Annotated in this window: 19 protein-coding genes; 9 read left to right on the top strand and 10 right to left on the bottom strand. The window is 73.5% G+C overall.

The annotated features are described in order from the left end of the window. Positions 1-4: 4 nt before the first annotated feature. Positions 5-1777: a sensor histidine kinase gene (locus D9753_RS32275; RefSeq protein ID WP_394346781.1), complete on the bottom strand. Its 1773-nt coding sequence runs from the start codon at positions 1775-1777 to the stop codon at positions 5-7. A gap of 186 nt (positions 1778-1963) precedes the next feature. On the opposite strand from D9753_RS32275, the gene D9753_RS32270 reads away from it, so the two are divergent. Further along, on the top strand, positions 1964-2377 hold the full coding sequence (locus D9753_RS32270) for a pyridoxamine 5'-phosphate oxidase family protein (RefSeq protein ID WP_121790202.1): 414 nt from the start codon (positions 1964-1966) through the stop codon (positions 2375-2377). 39 nt (positions 2378-2416) lie between these two features. Here D9753_RS32270 and D9753_RS32265 read toward each other — a convergent pair whose 3' ends face one another. The 3 genes from D9753_RS32265 to D9753_RS32255 all read right to left on the bottom strand — a co-directional run bounded on the left by D9753_RS32265 (position 2417) and on the right by D9753_RS32255 (position 6571). Further along, complete coding sequence (locus D9753_RS32265) at positions 2417-3106, bottom strand: response regulator (RefSeq protein WP_121790201.1); 690 nt, start codon at positions 3104-3106, stop codon at positions 2417-2419. 165 nt (positions 3107-3271) lie between these two features. Continuing rightward, entirely contained in the window at positions 3272-5656 is a 2385-nt protein-coding gene (locus tag D9753_RS32260; RefSeq protein ID WP_121790200.1) for a phosphoketolase family protein, read from the bottom strand. Positions 5657-6043: 387 nt separating this feature from the next. Then, a complete protein-coding gene (locus D9753_RS32255) occupies positions 6044-6571 on the bottom strand; it encodes a winged helix-turn-helix transcriptional regulator (protein WP_121790199.1) in 528 nt (175 codons plus the stop codon). A gap of 100 nt (positions 6572-6671) precedes the next feature. Between D9753_RS32255 and D9753_RS32250 the strand changes: the two genes are divergently transcribed. Continuing rightward, positions 6672-7472: a crotonase/enoyl-CoA hydratase family protein gene (locus tag D9753_RS32250; protein WP_205614320.1), complete on the top strand. Its 801-nt coding sequence runs from the start codon at positions 6672-6674 to the stop codon at positions 7470-7472. A gap of 275 nt (positions 7473-7747) precedes the next feature. On the opposite strand, the gene D9753_RS32245 is transcribed toward D9753_RS32250, so the two are convergent. Together D9753_RS32245 and D9753_RS32240 are read right to left on the bottom strand one after the other, a co-directional pair. Further along, complete coding sequence (locus D9753_RS32245; RefSeq protein WP_121790197.1) at positions 7748-8677, bottom strand: M48 family metalloprotease; 930 nt, start codon at positions 8675-8677, stop codon at positions 7748-7750. Continuing rightward, entirely contained in the window at positions 8674-9045 is a 372-nt protein-coding gene (locus tag D9753_RS32240; protein WP_121790196.1) for a BlaI/MecI/CopY family transcriptional regulator, read from the bottom strand. Before D9753_RS32240 ends, D9753_RS32245 begins: the two co-directional genes overlap by 4 nt. A 118-nt stretch (positions 9046-9163) precedes the next feature. On the opposite strand from D9753_RS32240, the gene D9753_RS32235 reads away from it, so the two are divergent. The 6 genes from D9753_RS32235 to D9753_RS32210 all read left to right on the top strand — a co-directional run bounded on the left by D9753_RS32235 (position 9164) and on the right by D9753_RS32210 (position 14374). Next, positions 9164-9829, top strand: a complete 666-nt coding sequence (locus D9753_RS32235) for a DedA family protein (RefSeq protein ID WP_121790195.1) — start codon at positions 9164-9166, stop codon at positions 9827-9829. Further along, positions 9826-10431: a phosphatase PAP2 family protein gene (locus D9753_RS32230; protein ID WP_121790194.1), complete on the top strand. Its 606-nt coding sequence runs from the start codon at positions 9826-9828 to the stop codon at positions 10429-10431. Before D9753_RS32235 ends, D9753_RS32230 begins: the two co-directional genes overlap by 4 nt. Then, a complete protein-coding gene (locus tag D9753_RS32225) occupies positions 10428-11156 on the top strand; it encodes a phosphatase PAP2 family protein (RefSeq protein WP_121790193.1) in 729 nt (242 codons plus the stop codon). Before D9753_RS32230 ends, D9753_RS32225 begins: the two co-directional genes overlap by 4 nt. Further along, positions 11110-11772, top strand: coding sequence for a response regulator transcription factor (locus tag D9753_RS32220; RefSeq protein WP_121790192.1), 663 nt, complete (start codon positions 11110-11112; stop codon positions 11770-11772). The genes D9753_RS32225 and D9753_RS32220 overlap by 47 nt, the downstream gene beginning before the upstream one ends. Further along, positions 11769-13133: a sensor histidine kinase gene (locus D9753_RS32215; protein ID WP_121790191.1), complete on the top strand. Its 1365-nt coding sequence runs from the start codon at positions 11769-11771 to the stop codon at positions 13131-13133. Before D9753_RS32220 ends, D9753_RS32215 begins: the two co-directional genes overlap by 4 nt. A gap of 167 nt (positions 13134-13300) precedes the next feature. Then, positions 13301-14374: a bile acid:sodium symporter family protein gene (locus D9753_RS32210; RefSeq protein WP_121790190.1), complete on the top strand. Its 1074-nt coding sequence runs from the start codon at positions 13301-13303 to the stop codon at positions 14372-14374. A gap of 115 nt (positions 14375-14489) precedes the next feature. On the opposite strand, the gene D9753_RS32205 is transcribed toward D9753_RS32210, so the two are convergent. Genes D9753_RS32205 through D9753_RS32190 form a run of 4 tightly spaced genes read right to left on the bottom strand, consistent with a single transcriptional unit; the run spans position 14490 to position 18247 of the window. Further along, positions 14490-15155: a response regulator gene (locus D9753_RS32205; RefSeq protein WP_121790189.1), complete on the bottom strand. Its 666-nt coding sequence runs from the start codon at positions 15153-15155 to the stop codon at positions 14490-14492. Next, the gene (locus D9753_RS32200) at positions 15152-16408 is read right to left on the bottom strand and encodes a sensor histidine kinase (protein WP_121791408.1); all 1257 of its coding nucleotides are present in this window, start codon (positions 16406-16408) and stop codon (positions 15152-15154) included. The genes D9753_RS32205 and D9753_RS32200 overlap by 4 nt, the downstream gene beginning before the upstream one ends. A gap of 58 nt (positions 16409-16466) precedes the next feature. Continuing rightward, complete coding sequence (locus D9753_RS32195; protein WP_121790188.1) at positions 16467-17306, bottom strand: ABC transporter permease; 840 nt, start codon at positions 17304-17306, stop codon at positions 16467-16469. Beyond that, on the bottom strand, positions 17303-18247 hold the full coding sequence (locus D9753_RS32190; RefSeq protein ID WP_121790187.1) for an ABC transporter ATP-binding protein: 945 nt from the start codon (positions 18245-18247) through the stop codon (positions 17303-17305). The genes D9753_RS32195 and D9753_RS32190 overlap by 4 nt, the downstream gene beginning before the upstream one ends. Positions 18248-18449: 202 nt before the next feature. On the opposite strand from D9753_RS32190, the gene D9753_RS32185 reads away from it, so the two are divergent. Continuing rightward, the gene (locus D9753_RS32185; protein WP_121791407.1) at positions 18450-19238 is read left to right on the top strand and encodes a COG4705 family protein; all 789 of its coding nucleotides are present in this window, start codon (positions 18450-18452) and stop codon (positions 19236-19238) included. Positions 19239-19265: the final 27 nt, after the last annotated feature.

Genomic DNA, 19265 nt, shown 5'->3' with positions numbered 1-19265 from the left:
CCGGCTAGCTACGCGAGGCCCGCGTCGTCCGCGGCAGAGGCGCGTGCCACACCAGTCGGGTGCCCCCGTCCTCAGGGCGGACCAGTTCCATGTCGCCGCCCAGGCCGCGCGCCCGCTCCGTCATGTTGCGCAGACCGCTGCGGCGGCCCCCGGCCGGGACGCCGACGCCGTTGTCGGTGACGGTGAGCCGCACCTCGTTCCCGTCGGTCCCCAGCGCCACGTCCGCGCGGTCGGCTTGCGCGTGCCGGGCGATGTTGGTCAGGGACTCGGACAGGACGGCCACGACGTGATCGGCGATCTCCGGCGGTACGTGGGTGTCGAGCAGGCCCTCCATCCGGACACTGGGCGCGAAGCCCAGCACCGGTGTCGCCTCGCCGGCCACCCGCACCGCACGGGCTCGCAGGCCGGGCGCCCCGTCACCGTCATGGGTGCGCAGACCGAAGATCGTCGACCTGATGATCCTGATGGTCTCGTCGAGGTCGTCCACGGCCCGCAGCACCCGCTCCGAGGCCTGGGTGTGCTCGATGAACCGGCCCGCGCTCTGGAGCGTCATACCGGTGGCGAACAGCCGCTGGATGGCCAGGTCGTGCAGGTCCCGGGCGATCCGGTCGCGGTCCTCCAGCAGCGCGATCTGTTCGGCGTCCCGACGGCGCTCGGCGAGTTCCATCGCGAGGGCGGCCTGCGCGGCGAACCCCTTGAGGGGCACGGTCTCCTTGTCGGAGAAGTCACCGGCACCCGCCTCCCGGGCCAGCAGGACCACGCCGCGCACGCGGTCCTCCCGGCCGATCGGGACGGCCACGGCCGGGCCCAGGCCGGCGAAGCGTGGCGGCCCCGCGCTGATGCGCTCGTCCCGGGCGACGTCGGGACTGCTCACGGACGCGCCGAGGGCGAAGGCCGCCCCGGTGAGGGTGCCCTCCACGGGGAGGAGGAGTCCACGGTGTGCCTCCGCCCCGCGGCCGATGGCCAGCTCCACCGCGAGGGTGCCGGTGTCCTGCACGGGGATGGCCAGCGTGGCGAGGGCCGCGCCGGTGATGTCGCGCGCCCGCTCGGCGATCAGCCCCAGCACCTCGTGCTGGTCCGCGCCGGACATCAGGCTGCTGGTGATCTCCGCGCTCGCCGCCAGCCAGCGCTCCCGCAGTCTGGACTCCTCGTACAGGCGGGCGTTGTCGATCGCCACGCCCGCCGCCACCGCCAGCGTGGACAGCAGCGACTCGTCGTCCTCGTCGAACTGCCGTCCGCCGCGCTTCTCGGTGAGGTAGAGGTTGCCGAAGACCTGGTCGCGCACCCGGATCGGCACGCCGAGGAAGCTGTTCATCGGCGGATGGCCGGGCGGGAAGCCGTACGACGCGGCGTGCTCGGAGAGCTTCGACAGCCGCAGGGGCTCGGGGTGGCGGATGAGTTCGCCGAGGATGCCGTGACCCTGCGGATAGGGGCCGATGCGGGCGATCTCCTCCTCGCCGACCCCGACCGTGATGAACGCCGACAGCCGTCTGCCGTCGGAGCCGATCACGCCGAGCGCCGCGTACTCGGCGTCGACCAGGGCCGCCGCCGCCTCCACGATGCCGCGGAGCGCCTGTTCCAGATCGAGTTCCCGGCCGACGGAGAGCACGGCCTCCAGCAGGCTGTGCACCCGGTCCTGGGTGCCGCGGGCCGCGTCCAGGCGGGCCTGCAACTCGGTCAGCAGCTCGTCCAGTCCAAGCTGCGGCAGTCGCACGCCTCCCGCGCGAACCTCCTCGGAGCTTCCCACGCCCGTTCCTCCCAGCCCCCCGTACGGCATACCTACGGCCGCCCCGCACCCTTCACGGTAGCCGGGGCCCAAGGGGGACGATACGGGGACCACGACGGGCGACGGCACGGTGATCGCACGCCGGTGCCTTCCCGTGCGGGCACGGCCCCTCTCCCCGGCGGAAGGAGGGCCGGTCGGCCCTACCCCTTACCGGGGGCCCGCGCAGACGATGGTGCGGTGCTTCAAGACGGCGACATCCACGTACTCGGCAGGCAGGCCTGCCTGCGTCTGCTGGGCGAGGTCCCCGTCGGCCGTGTCGTGTACACCAGACAGGCGCTCCCGGCCGTGCTGCCGGTCAGTTTCCGCCTCGACGGGGACGCCTCCGTGGTGCTGGGGACCTCGGCCGGCTCGGACCTGGTCCGGGCGGTCGACGGCGCCGTGGTCGCTTTCGAGGCGGACGAGTTCGACGCGGTGACCCACTCCGGCTGGAGTGTGGTCGTGACCGGCCGGGCCACAGTCGTGACGGATCCCGCCGAGCACGAGCGCCTGTCGCGGTGCGGCCCCGACTCCTGGATGCCCGTGCACGACCGGGTGTTCGTACGGATCGCCGCCGAGCTGGTCACGGGTCGCCGGCTGCCGGGCGGCGGATGAAGCCGGCGGGAGCCGCGACGCGGTCCGTGGCGGCGGCGCTCAGCGTCCCCGGGTACGCGACCGGTCCTGGGCCTGGGTGGCGATGACGGCGGCCTGGACACGGCGTTCGACCCCGAGCTTGGCGAGCAGCCGGGAGATGTGGTTCTTCACCGTCTTCTCGGCCAGATACAGCCGCTGGCCGATCTGCCGGTTGGTGAGGCCCTCGCCGATGAGCGCCAGGATCTGCCGCTCCCGCTCGGTCAGTCCGGGCAGCGCCTCCGGTTCGGCCTCCTGCTGTCCGCCCCGCAGCCTGGCCATGAGCCTGGTGGTGGCGCTCGGGTCCAGCAGCGACTGCCCGCGGGCCACCGTCCGCACGGCCGACACCAGGTCCGAGCCCTGGATCTGCTTGAGGACGTACCCGGAGGCACCGGCCATGATCGAGTCGAGCAGGGCATCCTCGTCGTCGAACGAGGTCAGCATCAGGCACGCCAGGTCCGGCAGGTCCGAGCGCAGTTCCCGGCAGACGGTGATCCCGTCGCCGTCCGGCAGGCGGACGTCGAGGACCGCCACGTCGGGACGGAGGGCGGGGACGCGGACGAGGGCCTGCTCGACGGTGGCCGCCTCGCCGACCACCGTGATGTCCGGCTCGTCGTCCAGCAGGTCGTGCACCCCGCGCCGTACCACCTCGTGGTCGTCGAGGAGGAAGACCCGGATCGGGTGGTCGGATCCGGCCGGCTCGTGCTCCGCCATCGGTCGCTCCTTGTGACGTGTGCGGTTCTCTCCGCCGATCCTTCCCCCATCGTGGGCCCGAGGACCAGGGCCGGTCGGCCCCGGTCCGCTCAACCGGGCCGACCCGGGGCGCGGGAGCCCGGCCCCCGCGCCCCGGGACCGGACGTACTCGCCCGGCCGGACCGTTCAGCCCTCCCAGGCCCAGTCGGCCACCTCGGGCAGGTCCGCCCCGTGCTCGCGGATCCAGACCTGGTGGCGCTGCCGGACGTCCTCCATGCGCTGGCGTACGGCCGCCGCCCGTACCGCCAGGCCGGGGACGCGGTCGATGACGTCCATGACGAGGCGGTAGCGGTCCAGGTCGTTGCGGACCACCATGTCGAACGGCGTGGTCGTGGTGCCGATCTCCTTGTAACCGCGCACGTGCAGGTGGGGGTGGCCGGTGCGGCGGTAGGCGAGGCGGTGGATCAGCCACGGGTAGCCGTGGTAGGCGAAGATCACCGGCCGGTCGGTGGTGAACAGTCCGTCGTACTCGAAGTCGCTCATGCCGTGCGGGTGTTCCCCGGCCGGCAGCAGCCGGGCGATGTCGACGACGTTCACCACGCGCACGGCCAGGTCGGGCAGGTGGCGGCGCAGCAACTGTGCGGCGGCCAGCACCTCCTGGGTGGGCACGTCGCCCGCGCAGGCCAGGACCACGTCCGGTTCGCGCGTGCCGTCCTCGGTGCCGGCCCACTGCCAGACGCCGGCGCCGCGGGCGCAGTGGACCTTCGCCTCCTCCATCGACAGCCAGTCGTAGCAGGGCTGTTTGCCCGCGACGATCACGTTGACGTAGTCGCGGCTGCGCAGCGCGTGGTCGGCGACCGACAGCAGGGTGTTGGCGTCCGGCGGCAGGTAGACCCGTACCACTTCCGGGCTCTTGTTGAGGACGTGGTCCACGAAGCCCGGGTCCTGATGGGAGAAGCCGTTGTGGTCCTGCCGCCACACGTGCGAGGTGAGCAGGTAGTTGAGGGAGGCGACGGGAGCCCGCCAGGACAGGCGGCGGGTGGTGCGAAGCCACTTGATGTGCTGGTTCACCATCGAGTCGACGATGTGGGCGAAGGCCTCGTAGCAGGAGAACAGCCCGTGCCGGCCGGTGAGCAGGTAGCCCTCCAGCCAGCCCTGGCAGGTGTGTTCGGAGAGGATCTCCATCACGCGGCCGTGCGGGTCGAGGTGTTCGTCGACATCGAGGACGTCGGCCTGCCAGGCCTTGCCGCTGGCCGTGTAGACCGCCTGGAGCCGGTTGGAGGCGGTCTCGTCGGGGCCCATGAGACGGAAGTCGCGCCGGTCCGCGGTGGCCGCCATGACGTCCGCCAGCATGTCACCGAGCACGCGGGTCGGCTCGTGCATGCTCGCACCGGGCTCGTCGACGGTCACGGCGTGCCGCTCCAGCGGAGGCAGGGGCAGCTCGCGCAGCAGCAGTCCCCCGTTGGCGTGCGGGGTGGCGCCGAGCCGCCGGTGACCGTGCGGGACGCACGCCAGCACGTCCGCGCGCGGAGCACCGTCCTCGTCGAACAGTTCCCCGGGCCGGTAGAAGCGCATCCACTGCTCCAGTTGCCGCAGGTGCTCGGGGTTGTCCCGTACGGCGGGAAGCGGTACCTGGTGGGCGCGCCAGGTGCCCTCGACCGGCACTCCGTCGACCTCGGCGGGACCGGTCCAGCCCTTGGGAGTGCGCAGGACGATCACCGGCCAGCGGGGCCGGTCCGTGCTCCCCTCCTCGCGCGCCGCGCGCTGGATCACCGCGATGCGGTCGAGCGCGGTGTCCATGGCCGCGGCCATCGCGCGGTGGACGGCCGGCGGGTCGTCGCCGGTGACGTGGATCGGGTCGTGGCCGTAACCGCGCAGCAGCTCGTCCAGCTCGGTCTCGGGGATCCGGGCCGACACGGTCGGGTTGGCGATCTTGTAGCCGTTCAGGTGCAGGACCGGCAGCACGGCACCGTCGTGCACGGGGTCGAGGAACTTGTTGGAGTGCCAGGAGGCGGCCAGCGGGCCGGTCTCCGCCTCACCGTCGCCGATCACGCAGGTGACCAGCAGGCCGGGGTTGTCGAGGGCGGCGCCGTAGGCGTGCGACAGCGAGTAGCCGAGTTCCCCGCCCTCGTGGATCGAGCCCGGGGTCTCGGGAGCGACATGGCTGGGCACCCCGCCCGGGAACGAGAACTGCCTGAACAGCCGGGCCATGCCCGCCGCGTCCCGGGTGACGTCGGGATAGGTCTCGGTGTACGAGCCCTCCAGCCAGGAGTTGGCCAGGACGGCGGGGCCGCCGTGGCCGGGCCCCCAGACGCAGACGGCGTCCAGACCGCGGTCCCTGACGACGCGGTTCAGATGGGTGTGGACCAGGTTGAGACCGGGAGAGGTGCCCCAGTGGCCGAGCAGCCGCGGCTTGACGTGCTCCGGGCGCAGCGGCTCGGTCAGCAGCGGGTTGGCCAGGAGGTAGATCTGGCCCACGGTGAGGTAGTTCGCGGCGCGCCAGTGGGCGTCCAGGGTGGCGAGCTCCTCGTCCGTGAGTCCGGCGGGCGCCTGCTGCGTGTCGACGGACATCTGGGTCCTTTCCCCGGGTCGGGAGGCGGTCGGTGGGTGACGACGCGTGCGGGGGGCACAGCACCTCACCCTCCGGCAGGCCGGCGGGTGGCCGGAAGGGCCGTCCGGCCCACGTCCCCGGGCCGAACCGTCCTCGCCGGGCGCGCGTTCACGGCGCGACGTCCACCCCGTCGAGCCTCCGCCCGCCGACCGGCCCGCGCCCGGTGACCACCTCCGGATGGCTGCGCACGAACACCTCCCCGGGGGACGGAGCGCGGGTGCGCGGGCGATCCGGGCCGGCCGCTGCCGGCACCGGCACGGCACCGGACCACACCGCAACGGCGCGCACCGGACGGCTGCGCGGGCAGGGGTGTGCGACCCGGCCGCGGGTCAGGGGCCCTCGGGGCGTCACCGGCCGGCGGTCGCCTCCGGGCGGCCGTTCCGGTCGAACCGGGCCCGTACCGCGGGGTCGTCGAGCAGGCGGACCGGGTAGCCGGGGCCGGTACGCACGTCGACGTCCTCGTGGCGCAGCGGCTCGCCGCACGCGGAGCAGACCACCTGGGCGTGGGTGTCGTGGTCGCAGGCCGTGTGCCGCATGACCACCGGCGCCCCGGAGTCGTCGGCCAGCCACCGGTCGCCCCAGGCGTTGATGGCGGCCAGGACACCGAAGAAGTCGCGGCCCTTGTCCGTCAGCAGGTACTCGTGGCGGACGGGGTCGGTCCGGTAGGCGCGCCGGTGCAGCAGGCCCGCGTCCTCCAGGCGCCGCAGCCGGTCGGTGAGGGTGTTGCGGGCGATGCCGAGCGAGGCGATGAAGCCGTCGAAGCGTGACTCGCCGTAGAAGACCTCGCGGAGCACGAGCAGTGTCCAGCCGTCGCCCAGGATGTCGACGGTGCGGGCGATCGAGCAGGGCCAGTTGTCGAAGGAGGTCCGCCTCATGCCTCTCACCCTATCGGTTTCATCATGAGATGGACTTGTCGCGGGCACGGCGGTCGACTACCGTCCAGCGAGTCTCATCATGCAACTGACTAGGAGCGCTGTGAATTCCACACCTGCCGACGCCGCCACGGTCACCGTCGAACGGGACGGGCACGTGCTGCTGATGGGCCTGAACCGCCCGGCGAAGCGCAACGCGTTCACCCGGGCCATGCTCGCCGAGCTGTCGGCCGCGTACGGTCTCCTGGAGTCCGACGACGACCTCTGGTGCGGAGTCCTCTTCGCCCACGGCGACCACTTCACGGGCGGCCTGGACATGGTCGACGTGGGCGCCGAACTGGCCTCCGGGAAATTCGACGCGCCCGAGGGCGGCCGGGACCCCTGGCGGCTGGACGGGACCTGGACCAAGCCCGTCGTCGCCGCAGCGCAGGGCTGGGTGATGACCCTGGGCATCGAGCTGCTGCTGGCCGCCGACATCCGGGTGGCCGCCCAGGACGCCCGCTTCGCCCAGTACGAGATCCGCCGCGGGATCTACCCCTTCGGAGGGGCCACCCTCCGCTTCCCCCGTGAAGCCGGCTGGGGCGACGCCATGCGCTGGATCCTCACCGGCGAGGAGTTCGACGCCGCGGAGGCCCACCGCATCGGCCTGGTGCAGGAGGTCGTGGCCGACGGACCGGCCGCCATCGAACGGGCGACCGGGATCGCCCGGGTGATCGCCGGGAAGTCGGCCCCGCTGGGGGTCCGGACCGCCCTGCGGTCCGCGCACCTGGCCCGCGAGCACGGCGACGGCGCCGCGATCGAGCGGCTGCGCCCCGACATCGCACGGCTGCTGTCGACCACCGACGGAGCCGAGGGAATCCGCTCCTTCATCGAACGCCGCGACGCCGTCTTCACCGGCCGCTGACCAGCCCCGCGCCCAGCAGAACCGCCGTGACCACCACCCGGACCCCCTCCGCTCCCTCCACTCCCCCTGCCCTCTTCGGCCTCCCGCCGGACACCGCGGCCGTGATCCCCGTCGACGGCGGGATTCCCGCCACTCGCCGAGACGGCCGAGCAGGGCGGTTGCGGGTGGCCGGCGTCGAGCCGGCCGTGCCGCAGCCGCCCGGCGGACCCCGCCAGACCACGGCCACGGCGTCCGTCGCTGACCGGGTCAACGCGCCCGGCGAGCGCCCGACCGGGTCAGGGACTCTCCTCGCCCTGGGCGACCTCCACCTCGTGATGGACGGCGAGCACGCCGGCGGTCGCGGCGGTGACGGAGAGAGCCGCGCAGGCGGCGAGGAGCAGGGCGATCCAGCGGGTGGCGCGCGGGCGGGAGCCGGGGGGCGCGAGGAGGGCGGCGACCCGGCGCGGGACGGGGCCGGTGGTCGCGGCGGGGGTGAAGGCCGGGCGCGTCGAGCGGGAGTCGTGGCCGGCGAGAGCCGCGCGGGCGATGGCCCGGGCGGTCAGGCGCCGGTCTCCGACAGCGGAGGCCGCAGCCTCGTCGGCGGCTCGTTCCGCGGCGAACCGGACGGTGGCGCGGGCCGCGCGCAGGGCGGGGTGGCAGTGGGCCGCGAGTTCGGCCGCGCCGAGGAAGTAGTGATGGCCACCGGCGTTGTGGGCGCGTTCGTGGGCGAAGAGGGCTTCGCGCTCGGCCGCGTCGAGGCTGCGCAGCATGGCGGTGGTGACGACAATGCGGTGCGGGCGGCCGGGCAGGGCGTAGGCGTCCGGATGGGGTGAGTCGACGACGCACAGGTCACCGGCGGCGGGGCGGCGGTCGGCCTGGCTGCGGGCGGTGCGGAAGGCGCCGACCTGTCGTACCGCCGAGCGCCCGAGGTTCCAGAGGCCGACGGTCAGCACACCGGCCGCTGCGGCGGCGGCGGGCACGAGGACGCCGTCCGAGAGGGTGCGCAGGGGATGGACGAGTTCACCGAGCGCGGCGAACGCCGGGATCTTGAGCAGGGCGGCCAGCACGACGACGCCCAGGGCTGTCACGCACGCCCCCGCCAGCGCGAGGGAGGAGGCGGTCAGTGCCCACAGCGCGGTGACGGGATCGAGACGGTCGAGGGCGTGCCGCGCCAGGGGCGGCGCCGCGAAAGGCGCCAGGAGCGGAACCAGCAGCAGAAGGATCATGCCTGGTCGGCCTCCAGCAGCCGGCGCAGCACCTGCTCGTCGTCCGGACTGAGCTGGGCGACGAATCGGGCCAGCACGGTCTCACGGTCGGTGTCCCGGTCGAGTTCGCCGTGCATGCGCCGGGCGGTGAGCCCCGCCGCGTCGTGGACGGGGTAGTAGGCGTAGCCGCGTCCCTGCTGCCGGCGGTCGACGGCGCCCTTCTCGTGCAGGCGGGACAGAATGGTCGTCACGGTCGTACGCGCCAGTTCGGCGGCGAGTTCCTGCTGCACCCGGCCCGGTGTGAGCGGTGTACCGGCGGCCCAGAGTGCGGCCATGACGGCGGCCTCCAGCTCGCCGGCCGGCCGTCGCTCGTCGTTGGTGTCGCTCATGGGAACGATCCTCACCCCATCATCGTCTACAGTTCAGTAGACCGTCTACAGAATTGTAGTCACCGGTCGGATGCCGTACCGCCGTTTCCGCCGCGTCAGCACGAAGGGCCCACCGACGATGACCACACCCATCCATCTATCGTCGCAGCTCGCTGTCAACGTGCTGGACGCCCGTTCGCTGCTGGCCGCGTTCGGCGTGCTGGGCGTCGGAGTGGTGCTCTTCGCCGAGACGGGCTTGCTGATCGGTTTCTTCCTGCCCGGTGACTCCCTGCTGTTCACGGCGGGTCTGCTGTGCACGGGCTCGGCCGGCCCGGTCAGATTGTCGCTCGGACCGCTGCTGGCCGCCGCCGCCGTGGGCGCGCTCGCCGGTGCGCAGTGCGGTTACCTGCTCGGCCGAAGAGCGGGGGGCGCGCTGCTCGCCCGCAGTTCCTCGGCCCGGCTGCACGAAGGGGCGCGCCGGGCCGAGGAACTGCTGGCCAAGTACGGGTACGCGAAGGCGATCGTGCTGGCCCGCTTCGTGCCGGTGGTGCGGACGGTGCTGAACCCGATGGCGGGAGCGCTTCAGGTGCCCGCGCGGACGTTCACCGTCTGGCAGGCGGCCGGCGGTCTCGTCTGGAGCCTTGGCCTGACGCTCGCCGGTTATGCGCTGGGGTCCTCGATCCCCGACGTGGACCGGTATCTGCTGCCCATCGTCGCGGTGATCGTCGTCGTGTCGCTGATTCCGCTGGCCGCCGAGGTGTACCGCTCCCGACGGGCCGCGAAGGCGAAGGAGGCCCGCGGATGACGCTCGCCCTCGGCGGCTCGGCGGTCGACGGCTCCGCCTACATCGACGTGGTGGATCTCGCCCACCGCTCCCCCGGCTGGCTGGACAGCGTGGTGTCGGCCTGGTCGACGTACGGTCTCGGGGCGTTCGCGCTGCTCATGGTCATCGGCTGGTGGCGGGCCCGGCGCACCGCCGCCGCGGCGGCGGTGCAGGCGCTGGCGGCTCCGGTGATCGTGGTCCTGGCGTACGGCGTGGACGCCGCCCTGAAGCTGGTGGTGCGCGAGGAGCGGCCCTGCCGGAGCCTGCACGTCAGCACGCTCGAGGCGTGTCCGGCACCGGGTGACTGGTCCTTCCCCAGCAACCACGCGGCCATCGCGTTCGCGGCCGCGGTGGCGCTGTTCTCCGTCAACCGTCGCCTCGGCTCGGTCGCGGCCGTCGCCGCCTGCGCGATGGCGGCGTCCCGGGTCTGGGTCGGCGTCCACTACCCGCACGACGTGGCGGTCGGTGCGGCCGTCGGGGCACTGGTCGCGCTGCTCGCCGTGGCCGTACTGCGCCACCCCTCGGACACGCTGGTCCGACAGCTCACGGCCACCCGCCTGCGCGCCCTGCTGGTGGCGTCGTGAGCCGGGACGAGGTGGCCGATGTGGCCGTGAGCGTCGGCCTCGGGGCCCTGGCGGGGTTCTGTGTGCTGACGCTGTGCGTGTCCGGCGACGGGGGCCCGTTGTTCACCGACGGGGGGCTGCACGCCTGGTCGGTGGCCCACCGTCCCGACGTGGCGGTGTCGCTGGCCCGCGGGCTCACCGCCACCGGGACGGGTCCGCTCCCGTACGCGCTCGCCGTGCTGGCCGGGATCGTCGCGGTCCGCCCCCCGCGTCACCGGCTGCTCGCCGCCGGCCTCGCCGTCCTGTGCCTGGCCTCGGGGCAGGCCGTGCGGTACGGCGTGATGACGCTGGTCGCCCGGGCCCGCCCGTCCCGGGCGGACTGGAGGACGCATGCTTCGGGCTGGGCCTTTCCCTCCGGGCACACCACCACGGCGGCTCTCGCCGCCGGACTGCTGGTCCTGGCGATATGCCTGCGCGGGCCGCGCGGGCGGACGCTGTTCGCCAGCGCCGTGGGCTGCTGGGGCGTGCTGGTCGGGCTGACCCGCGTCTACCTAGGAGTGCACTGGTTCACGGATGTGGCCGGCGGCTGGCTGCTGAGCGTCGGCTGGCTCGGCCTGTGGGTGTGCGCCATGGCCTGGTGGCTGCCCGACCGGTTCCTCACAGGCCCCGCGAACACCCCCATCGAGTCGACGGAGGACCATGCGCCACAGGATCCTGGTCGTGGAGGACGATCACATCCTGCGTGACCTGCTGCTGCGAGGGCTGCGGGACGAGGATTTCGACCCGGTGCCCGCCGCGGACGGTGCGACCGCGCTGCGGCTGGCCACGGGTGACGTGGGGGCGGCCGTGCTCGACGTGGGGCTCCCGGACGCGGACGGGCGGGACGTGTGCCAGGCGATGCGCGCGAACGGATTCCTCGCGCCCGTCATCTTCCTCACCGCCCGTCACCGCCTCACCGACCGTCTGGCGGGTTTCTCCGCCGGGGGCGACGACTACCTGCCCAAGCCCTTCCACATCGCCGAACTCGCCGCGCGGCTGCGCGCGGTCGTCCGACGCGCCGCGCCCGGCCCCGCGGTCTCGGCCGGGGACCTGGTCCTGGACCCGGTGGGGCACAGCCTCACCGTGCACGGCGGCCGCGTCGATCTGACCCCGACGGAGTTCCGGCTCCTGGCGCGGCTCATGACGGCGAGCGGGCAGGTGGTGCGCCGCCGCGAACTGGTGCGGGCCGGCTGGCCCGAGGGCGCCCAGGTCAGCGAGAACACCCTCGACCAGTATCTGACCCGGCTGCGCCGCAAACTGCGTGACAGCGGCAGTGCGCTGACCATCGGCACCGCCCGCGGGATCGGACACCGCCTGTCATGATCACGTTCCCGTCATTCGCCTCACGGCTGGCTCCGCGCACCCTGCGTGGCCGGCTCTCCCTCGTGGCGCTGACCACCGCCACGCTCCTGATGGTCGTCCTCACCGTCGTCTTCAACACCGTCGTCCGCCACCACCTGCGACGTCAGGCCGACGACGAACTGCGGGCCCGGGCCGCCGCCGTCGCGACGACCGTCGACACGAGCGGTCCGACGGTGCGTGTCCTGGAGACCTCCGACGACCAGCTCCTCGACGCGAACGTGTGGATCTACGCCGGTACCCGGCTGCTCGAACAACCACCCTCCCCCGCAGCCCCGCTGACCCAGGCCGCCGACGCGCTCGCCGGGCGCGGCGGGTCGCACTGCGTCACCGCCGCGAGGCCGGAACCGGTCCGGCTGTGCTCCCGCCCGGTGCCCGGGGGCAGTGGTGCGGCCACCGTCGTCACGGCCCTGGACCTCTCCCCGTACCGAAGCTCGGCCGACACCCTGCTGTTCGGATCGTTCGCCCTCGACGCGCTGATGCTCGCCTGCACCTACGCGCTGACACGTCTGGCGGTCGGCCGCGCTCTGCGTCCCGTGCGCACGATGACCGATCAGGCGGCCCGGTGGAGCGCCGTGGGGTCGGACGACCGCTTCGGCACCGTGCGACGGCCGGCCGAACTCGCCGGCCTCGGCCTCTCCCTGGACGCGCTGCTGGACCGCATCCGGGCCGTGCTGCGCCACGAGAGGCAGCTGACCGGGGAGCTGTCGCACGAACTGCGCACCCCGCTCAGCCGGATCATCGCCACACTCGACTGGTGGCAGGCCCGCCCGCGCTCGGCCGACGAGACCCACGCCGCCCACCGGGTCATCGCCGACGCCGCCGAGTCCATGCACACCATCTGCGACACGTTGCTGACCGACGCGCGTGAGGGCGCGGCCGTCGTGCCCGGCACGGCCGAGGTGCTGCCGACGCTGCGCCGGCTCACCGAGAGCCTCGACACGCCGGACCATCTGACGGTGACCGTCGTCGGCGAGGGCGCGCGACCGGAGGCAGGGGTCGCACCCGCCCTCCTCCAACGGATCGTCAGCCCGCTGCTGGCCAACGCCCTGCGGTACGCCCGCTCGGGCGTCGTCGTCCGTACGGGCCAGGAGCCCGGCCGCATACGCATCGACGTCACCGACGACGGGCCCGGTGTGCCGGACGCGTTCGTCGCGCGGCTCTTCCAGCCCGGACAGCGGGCCGACCCGGGCGACGGGCACGACGGGGCGGGCCTCGGACTGCCGCTCGCGCGACGCCTGGCCCGCTCCGCCGGCGGCGAGGTGTCCCACGACGCCGGGCACACCCCCGGGGCCCGGTTCGTGGTCACCCTGCCGGCCGGGTGACCTGGTCCCGCGCGGACCTGAACACGTCCTGACCGCCGCGCGGCCCCTCCCGCCCCGCCCGGCCCGGGCGGGAAACATGGGACCCATGTGCCCCCGCGCCCCTCGCCACGCCATAGCGACGCCCCGTCCGCGCCCCGCCCCCACGCCCCCGACGGAGGTACGCCCCTGTGGACACCACGCCCGCCGACCGCGACCGCGCCGATCACGCGACCATCTGGCTGCGCCGACGGCTGGGCCGGGCCGTCGCTCTCGCCTATCTCCTCGCCCTGCTCCTGCCGGCCCCGGGCCTGTGGCTGCGCCACGCTCCCGCCCTGCCGCTCGGCGACGGCGCCGGGCTCCCCCTGCCCGTGGCCCCGTCGCTGCTGGGCCTCGTGCTGTTCTCGGCCGGACTCCAGGTCCCGCCGCACGCGCTGGTCCGGCTGCTGCGCCGCCCGAGGGCACTGGTGGCGGGGCTCGTCCTGCACGTGACGGCCCCTTTGCTGATCATCCCGCTCGTCGCGTTCGCGTTGCACCGCTCTCCCGACGCCGACGGCGGCAGCGGACTGCTGACCGCCATGATCATGATCGTCGCCATGCCGGTCGCGGCCGGGGCCACGGTATGGACCGGCAAGGGCCAGGGCGACCAGCCGACCATGGTGGGACTGGTCCTCGTGTCCACCCTGCTCAGCCCGCTCTCCATCCCCGTCACCGTCGACGCACTGGCCCCACTGCTCGACGGCGGGTACGCCGGCACTCTGACCACGGCCGGGCACACACTGAGCGGCGGTTTCGCGCTGACCGGGGTGGTGGGGCCCTGTGCGGCGGGAGTGCTGTGCCGGCTCGTCCTACCGCGCCGCCTGCTGAACAGTGTGCTGGGCGTCGTCGTCCCGGTGGCCCTGGCCGGCTCGCTGGTCCTGACGTACGTCAACGCCAGCGGCGCCCTGGGTTCCTTCGTCGCCCGTCCACGGCCGCTCCTGCTCGGCGCTGCTCTGGCGGTGGCCACGGTCGTGTGCGCGCTGTCCTTCGCCACCGGCGGCATCGCGGCGCGCGTTTTGCGCCTCGACGCCCCCGTCTCCTCCTCCCTCACTCTCGCGTGCGGAATGAACAACAGCAGCGCCGGCGCGGTGCTGCTGACCACCACGCTGCCCGACAAGCCCCATCTGCTGCTGCCCGTCCTCGCGTACGGCCTGTTGCAGAAGACGGCCGCGAACCGGGTCGTGCGGATGCGCCCTCCGCCCTCGTCCCGCGCGGACCCCGTCTGACGGACGGGGCCGAACGGGGTGCGCGGCCGGATGGAGGCCGGCGAGAACGGCCCCGATGCCCGCCGTCCCGGCCTCCCACGACGCCCCGGAGCCGGCCGGCAGCGCCCCGCTCCGTTCATCCGGTGCCGGGGCGGGCGAGTCCCAGGTCGTAGGCGAAGATCACGGCCTGGATGCGGTCGCGGGCGCCGATCTTGGACAGGACGCGGCCGACATGTGTCTTGACGGTGGACTCGGACACGACGAAGTGGGCGGCGATCTCGCCGTTGGTCCAGCCCTTGCCGATGGCGACGAGGATCTCGCGCTCGCGGTCGGTGAGGGAGGCCAGTCTCGGGTCGTCGCTCCCGCCGCGGTGAGCGGGCACGTGCTGGGCGTACTCGTCCAGGAGGCGGCGGGTGAGGGCCGGCGCGATGACGGCGTCCCCGGCCGCGACGGCGCGGATGCCGGCGAGGAGTTCCTCCGGGCGCGCGTCCTTCAGGAGGAAACCGCCGGCTCCGGCCCGCAGGGCGGCGTGGACGTACTCGTCGAGGTCGAAGGTGGTCAGCACGAGGACACGGGAGCGGCCACCGGTGGCGGTGATCCGGCGGGTGGCCTCGATGCCGTCCATGCCGGGCATCCGCACATCCATCAGCACGACGTCGGGGCGCAGTTCGGCGGCCTTGCGGACGGCCTCGGCGCCGTGCGCGGCCTCGCCGACCACCTCGGTCTCCGGGACGGAGTCGAGCAGCACCCGGAAGCCGTAGCGCTGCAGGGGCTGGTCGTCCACGATGAGCACGGTGGTCACCGAGCGCCTGCCCGGGGTGTCAGGTCGAGGGTGGCCTCCACCGTCCATCCGCCGCCGGCCGCGGGTCCGGCGCTGACGTTCCCGCCGTAGAGCGCCGCTCGTTCTCGCATGCCCACCAGGCCGTGTCCTTCCTCGTTCGGCGGTCCGGGGCGTCCGGCCGGGCCGTCGTCCCGGACCCGGATGACCAGCCGGGTGTCCTCGACGACGACCGACAGGTTCACCCGTGTGCCGGGGCCGGCGTGCTTGAGGGTGTTCGTGAGGGCTTCCTGGACGATGCGGTAGACCGTCAACTGCACCCCGCTGTCCGATGCGTCCACCTCGCCGGCGGTCCGGTAGACGACGTCCAGGCCGGCGCCACGCACACCGTCGCACAGTGCCGCGAGATCCGCGACGCCGGGCTGCGGGCTGAGTTCCGGCGCCCTGGCGGGGTCGTCCGACGCCGCTCGCAGGACGCCGAGCACGCGCCGCAGCTCACCGAGGGCGGTCCGGCCGGTGTCGCCGATGAGTCGCAGGGCCTCCTTGCCGCGTTCGGGAGCGGTGTCCGTGGCGTACACACCGGCGTCGGCCAGAGTGATGATGACCGCCAGGTTGTGGCCGACGATGTCGTGCATCTCGCGGGCCACCCGGGCGCGTTCGGTGGCGGCCGCGAGTCTGCTGCGCTGGTCGCGTTCGATCTCCAGGCGGGCCGCCCGGTCCCGCAGCCCGGCGAGCTGGGCGCGGCGGATCCGTACCACCAGGCCGAGCGCCAGGGCCGCGGTCGCCGTGCTGAGCAGGAAGAACAGCGCGTCCCAGACGGACACCGCCGCCGACGCGCGCACCGCGACCAGCACCATCCCGGCCGATATGGCGCCGCAGGCCCACGGCAACTGCCGCAGCCGCCCGTGCAGGGCCAGGCTGTACAGGGCGATGAACAGGGCGACGTCCGCGCGCAGCGCGGCACCCAGGGACCACTGGAGGACGAAGACGGCCGTGATGACGCCGAAGGCCACCATGGGCCTGCGCCGGCGCCACAGCAGCGGCAGGACGAGACCGGCCTGAAGGAGCAGCGTGGCCGACGGTGGAAGCCGGGTGAAGGCGAGCCGGAACCGGCGCGGACCGTCGCCGTCCCCGGCACCGCCGTGCAGCAGGTCCGGCAGGCAGAACATCAGGAGGACCAGCACCACCACCGCGGTGTCCAGCACCCAGGGGTGCGCCCGGTCCGCGTGCCGCAGCCGCTGGCCGCCCCGGCCCAGCCGGGCGACCAGCGGTCCCATCCCGCTGACGTCTTCGGTGGTGGTGGTCAAGGTGGTCACCTGCCCATGGTGCGGGCGGTCAGACGTCGCTGCGCACCAGCCGGTACGCCGCCCCCGCCAGCGCGAGCGACGTCCACCCGAGGAAGACCAGCAGTCCGGCCGTGGGGGACAGGGCGGTGCTGTCGTGCGTCAGGGCGAACAGCGACCCGCCCGCATTGCTCGGCAGATACGGACCGATGCCGTCCTGCCAGGAACTGGGCAGCAGGGAGACCAGGCCCGGGATCAGCATGAACGTGGCGACCAGCACCGAGATACCGCCGGCCACCGATCGCAGCAGCGCGCCCAGCGCGACGCCGATGACCCCGACCAGACCGAGGTAGAGCCCGGCGCCCAGCAGGCTGCGCACCGCTCCGGCGTGCGACAGGGTCATCGCGGCGGGCGTGCCGGAGACGATGCCGCTGCCGAACCCGAAGGCGACGAACGCGCCCAGGGTGCCGACCACCAGCGCCACCAGCCCGAAGACGGCCGCCTTGGACCAGAGCACGGGCAGCCGGCGCGGTACGGCCGCGAGCGTCGAGCGGATCATGCCGGTGGAGTACTCCCCCGCCGTGACCAGCACGCCGAGCACGCCCAGGGCGAGCTGGGCGAAATTGGTGCCGAAGAGGGACAGGCTCACGGCCGTCGAGCGGGCGAAGTCCCCGTCCAGGTGCCCGGAGTGGATGCCGGACCGGTAGCGGCTCGATGCGATCAGCCCGAAGGCGACGAGGAAGAGCAGTCCGAGGCCCAGCGTGATCCAGGTCGAACGCAGTGACCACAGCTTGGCCCACTCCGAGGCCAGCACGCGCCGACCGGTCACCCGGTAGGCGGGGCGAGCGGGCGCCGCCGGGGGCGCCTCGGCGGTCGTCGTCAGCGTGCTCATGCGGGCCTCCCGGCGGATTCGGGGCTCTCGACGGTGGTGGTGCCGTGATACTCCACGGCATCCCTGGTCAGCTCCATGAACGCCTCCTCCAGCGATACCGTCCGCGCGCTCAGTTCGAACAGCGCGATCCCGTGCTCGGCCGCCTTCAGGCCGATCTCGCGGGCACTCAGCCCGCTCACCTGGAGTCCGTCGGATCCGATACGGCCGGTGATGTCGACGCCCGGACCGGCCAGTACGTCCCGCAGCCGCACCGGGTCCTGCGTGGCCACGTGCACCGTGTCGCCGCCCGCCTCGCGGATGAGGTCGGCCACGGTGGTGTCGGCCAGCAGCCGCCCCCGCCCGATGACGATCAGGTGATCCGCGACCAGGGCCATCTCGCTCATCAGATGGGACGACACGAACACGGTCCGGCCCTCGTCGGCGAGCGACTTCAGCAGGTTGCGGATCCACAGGACGCCTTCCGGGTCCAGCCCGTTGACCGGTTCGTCCAGCATCACCGTCTGCGGATCGCCCAGCAGCGCCGCCGCGATGCCGAGCCGCTGGCCCATGCCGAGGGAGAAGGCGCCGGCCCGCTTCCTCGCCACGCTGCCGAGCCCGGCGAGTTCGATGACCTCCTCGACCCGCCGTCGGGGGATCCCGTGCGTCAGCGCGAGCGCCTGGAGGTGGTTGTGGGCCGAGCGGCCCGGGTGGACCGACTTCGCCTCCAGCAAAGCCCCGACCTCCTGAAGGGGCGCCCGGTGCCGGGCGTAGTGGCGGCCGTTGACCGTCACGGACCCGCTCGTCGGGGCGTCCAGCCCGACGATCATGCGCATGGTCGTGGACTTGCCCGCGCCGTTTGGCCCGAGGAATCCGGTGACCGTGCCCGGTCTGACGGCGAAGTCCAGCCCGTCGACGGCCGTCTTCTCGCCGTACCTCTTCGTCAACCGCTGCGCGTCGATCATTCGCGACCCTTCCTGTCGGGCACCGGCGTCCATCGGTCGCCCCCGACGCCTCACTGACCACGCTAGGCACCGAACCGCCCCGAGCCGGTGGTACCGGGGGACTGATCCGCGGCCGTCGTGTCGTACCGCGGTACTACGTGGCGCCGCCACCGCGGCACGCTGTTCAGGTTGCTTTCAGGCGCGGAATGCCATCGTGCGGATCATGACCACAGAGCACGTCCTCGACGACCGCGCCCCTGCCCCCGTACGCCGGACGGCGGACAAGGTGCCGGAGGTGACCGTCTGCTTCTGGATCGTCAAGGTGCTGACCACCGGCATGGGCGAGACGGCGTCGGACCTGCTCGCCCGTCTGCTCGGACCGGTACCGGCGGTCGCGTTCGGCGGCCTCGCCCTGGTGGCCTCCCTGGCCGTCCAGTTCGCTCTGCGCCGCTACGCCGCCTGGGCCTACTGGACAGCGGTCGTCATGGTCAGCGTGTTCGGCACCATGGCCGCCGACGTCCTGCACGTCGGTCTCGGCGTGCCGTACGCGGTGTCGGCGCCGGCTTTCACGGCCGTACTGGCAGCGGTCCTCGTCCTCTGGTACGCGAGCGAGCGGACGCTGTCCGTCCACACGATCCGGACCCGCCGTCGCGAAGCGTTCTACTGGGCGGCCGTGCTCGCCACCTTCGCCCTCGGCACCGCCGCGGGCGACCTCACCGCCACGGTCGGCTTCGGCTACCTGGGGTCGGTGGTCCTCTTCGCCGCCGCCATCTGCGTCCCCGCGCTGGCCCACCGCTCCGGCGCCCTGAACGCGGTGACCGCCTTCTGGACCGCGTACGTCATCACCCGCCCCCTCGGCGCCTCCCTCGCCGACTGGACGGCACTCGGCCACACCCGCGGCGGCCTGGGCCTCGGCCTGACACCGGTCACCCTCGCGTGGACGGCCGCGATCATCGGCTTCGTGGCGTACCTGACCATGTCACAACGCGGCACACGCGCCGCCGCGGTCTGAACACCGGACCCGCCCAGGCCTGCTTCG

This window comes from Streptomyces dangxiongensis (genome assembly GCF_003675325.1).
GTDB lineage: Bacteria > Actinomycetota > Actinomycetes > Streptomycetales > Streptomycetaceae > Streptomyces > Streptomyces dangxiongensis.
The sequence above is the reverse complement of the archived record's forward strand: the minus strand, read 5'-3'. Positions and strand labels throughout refer to the sequence as shown.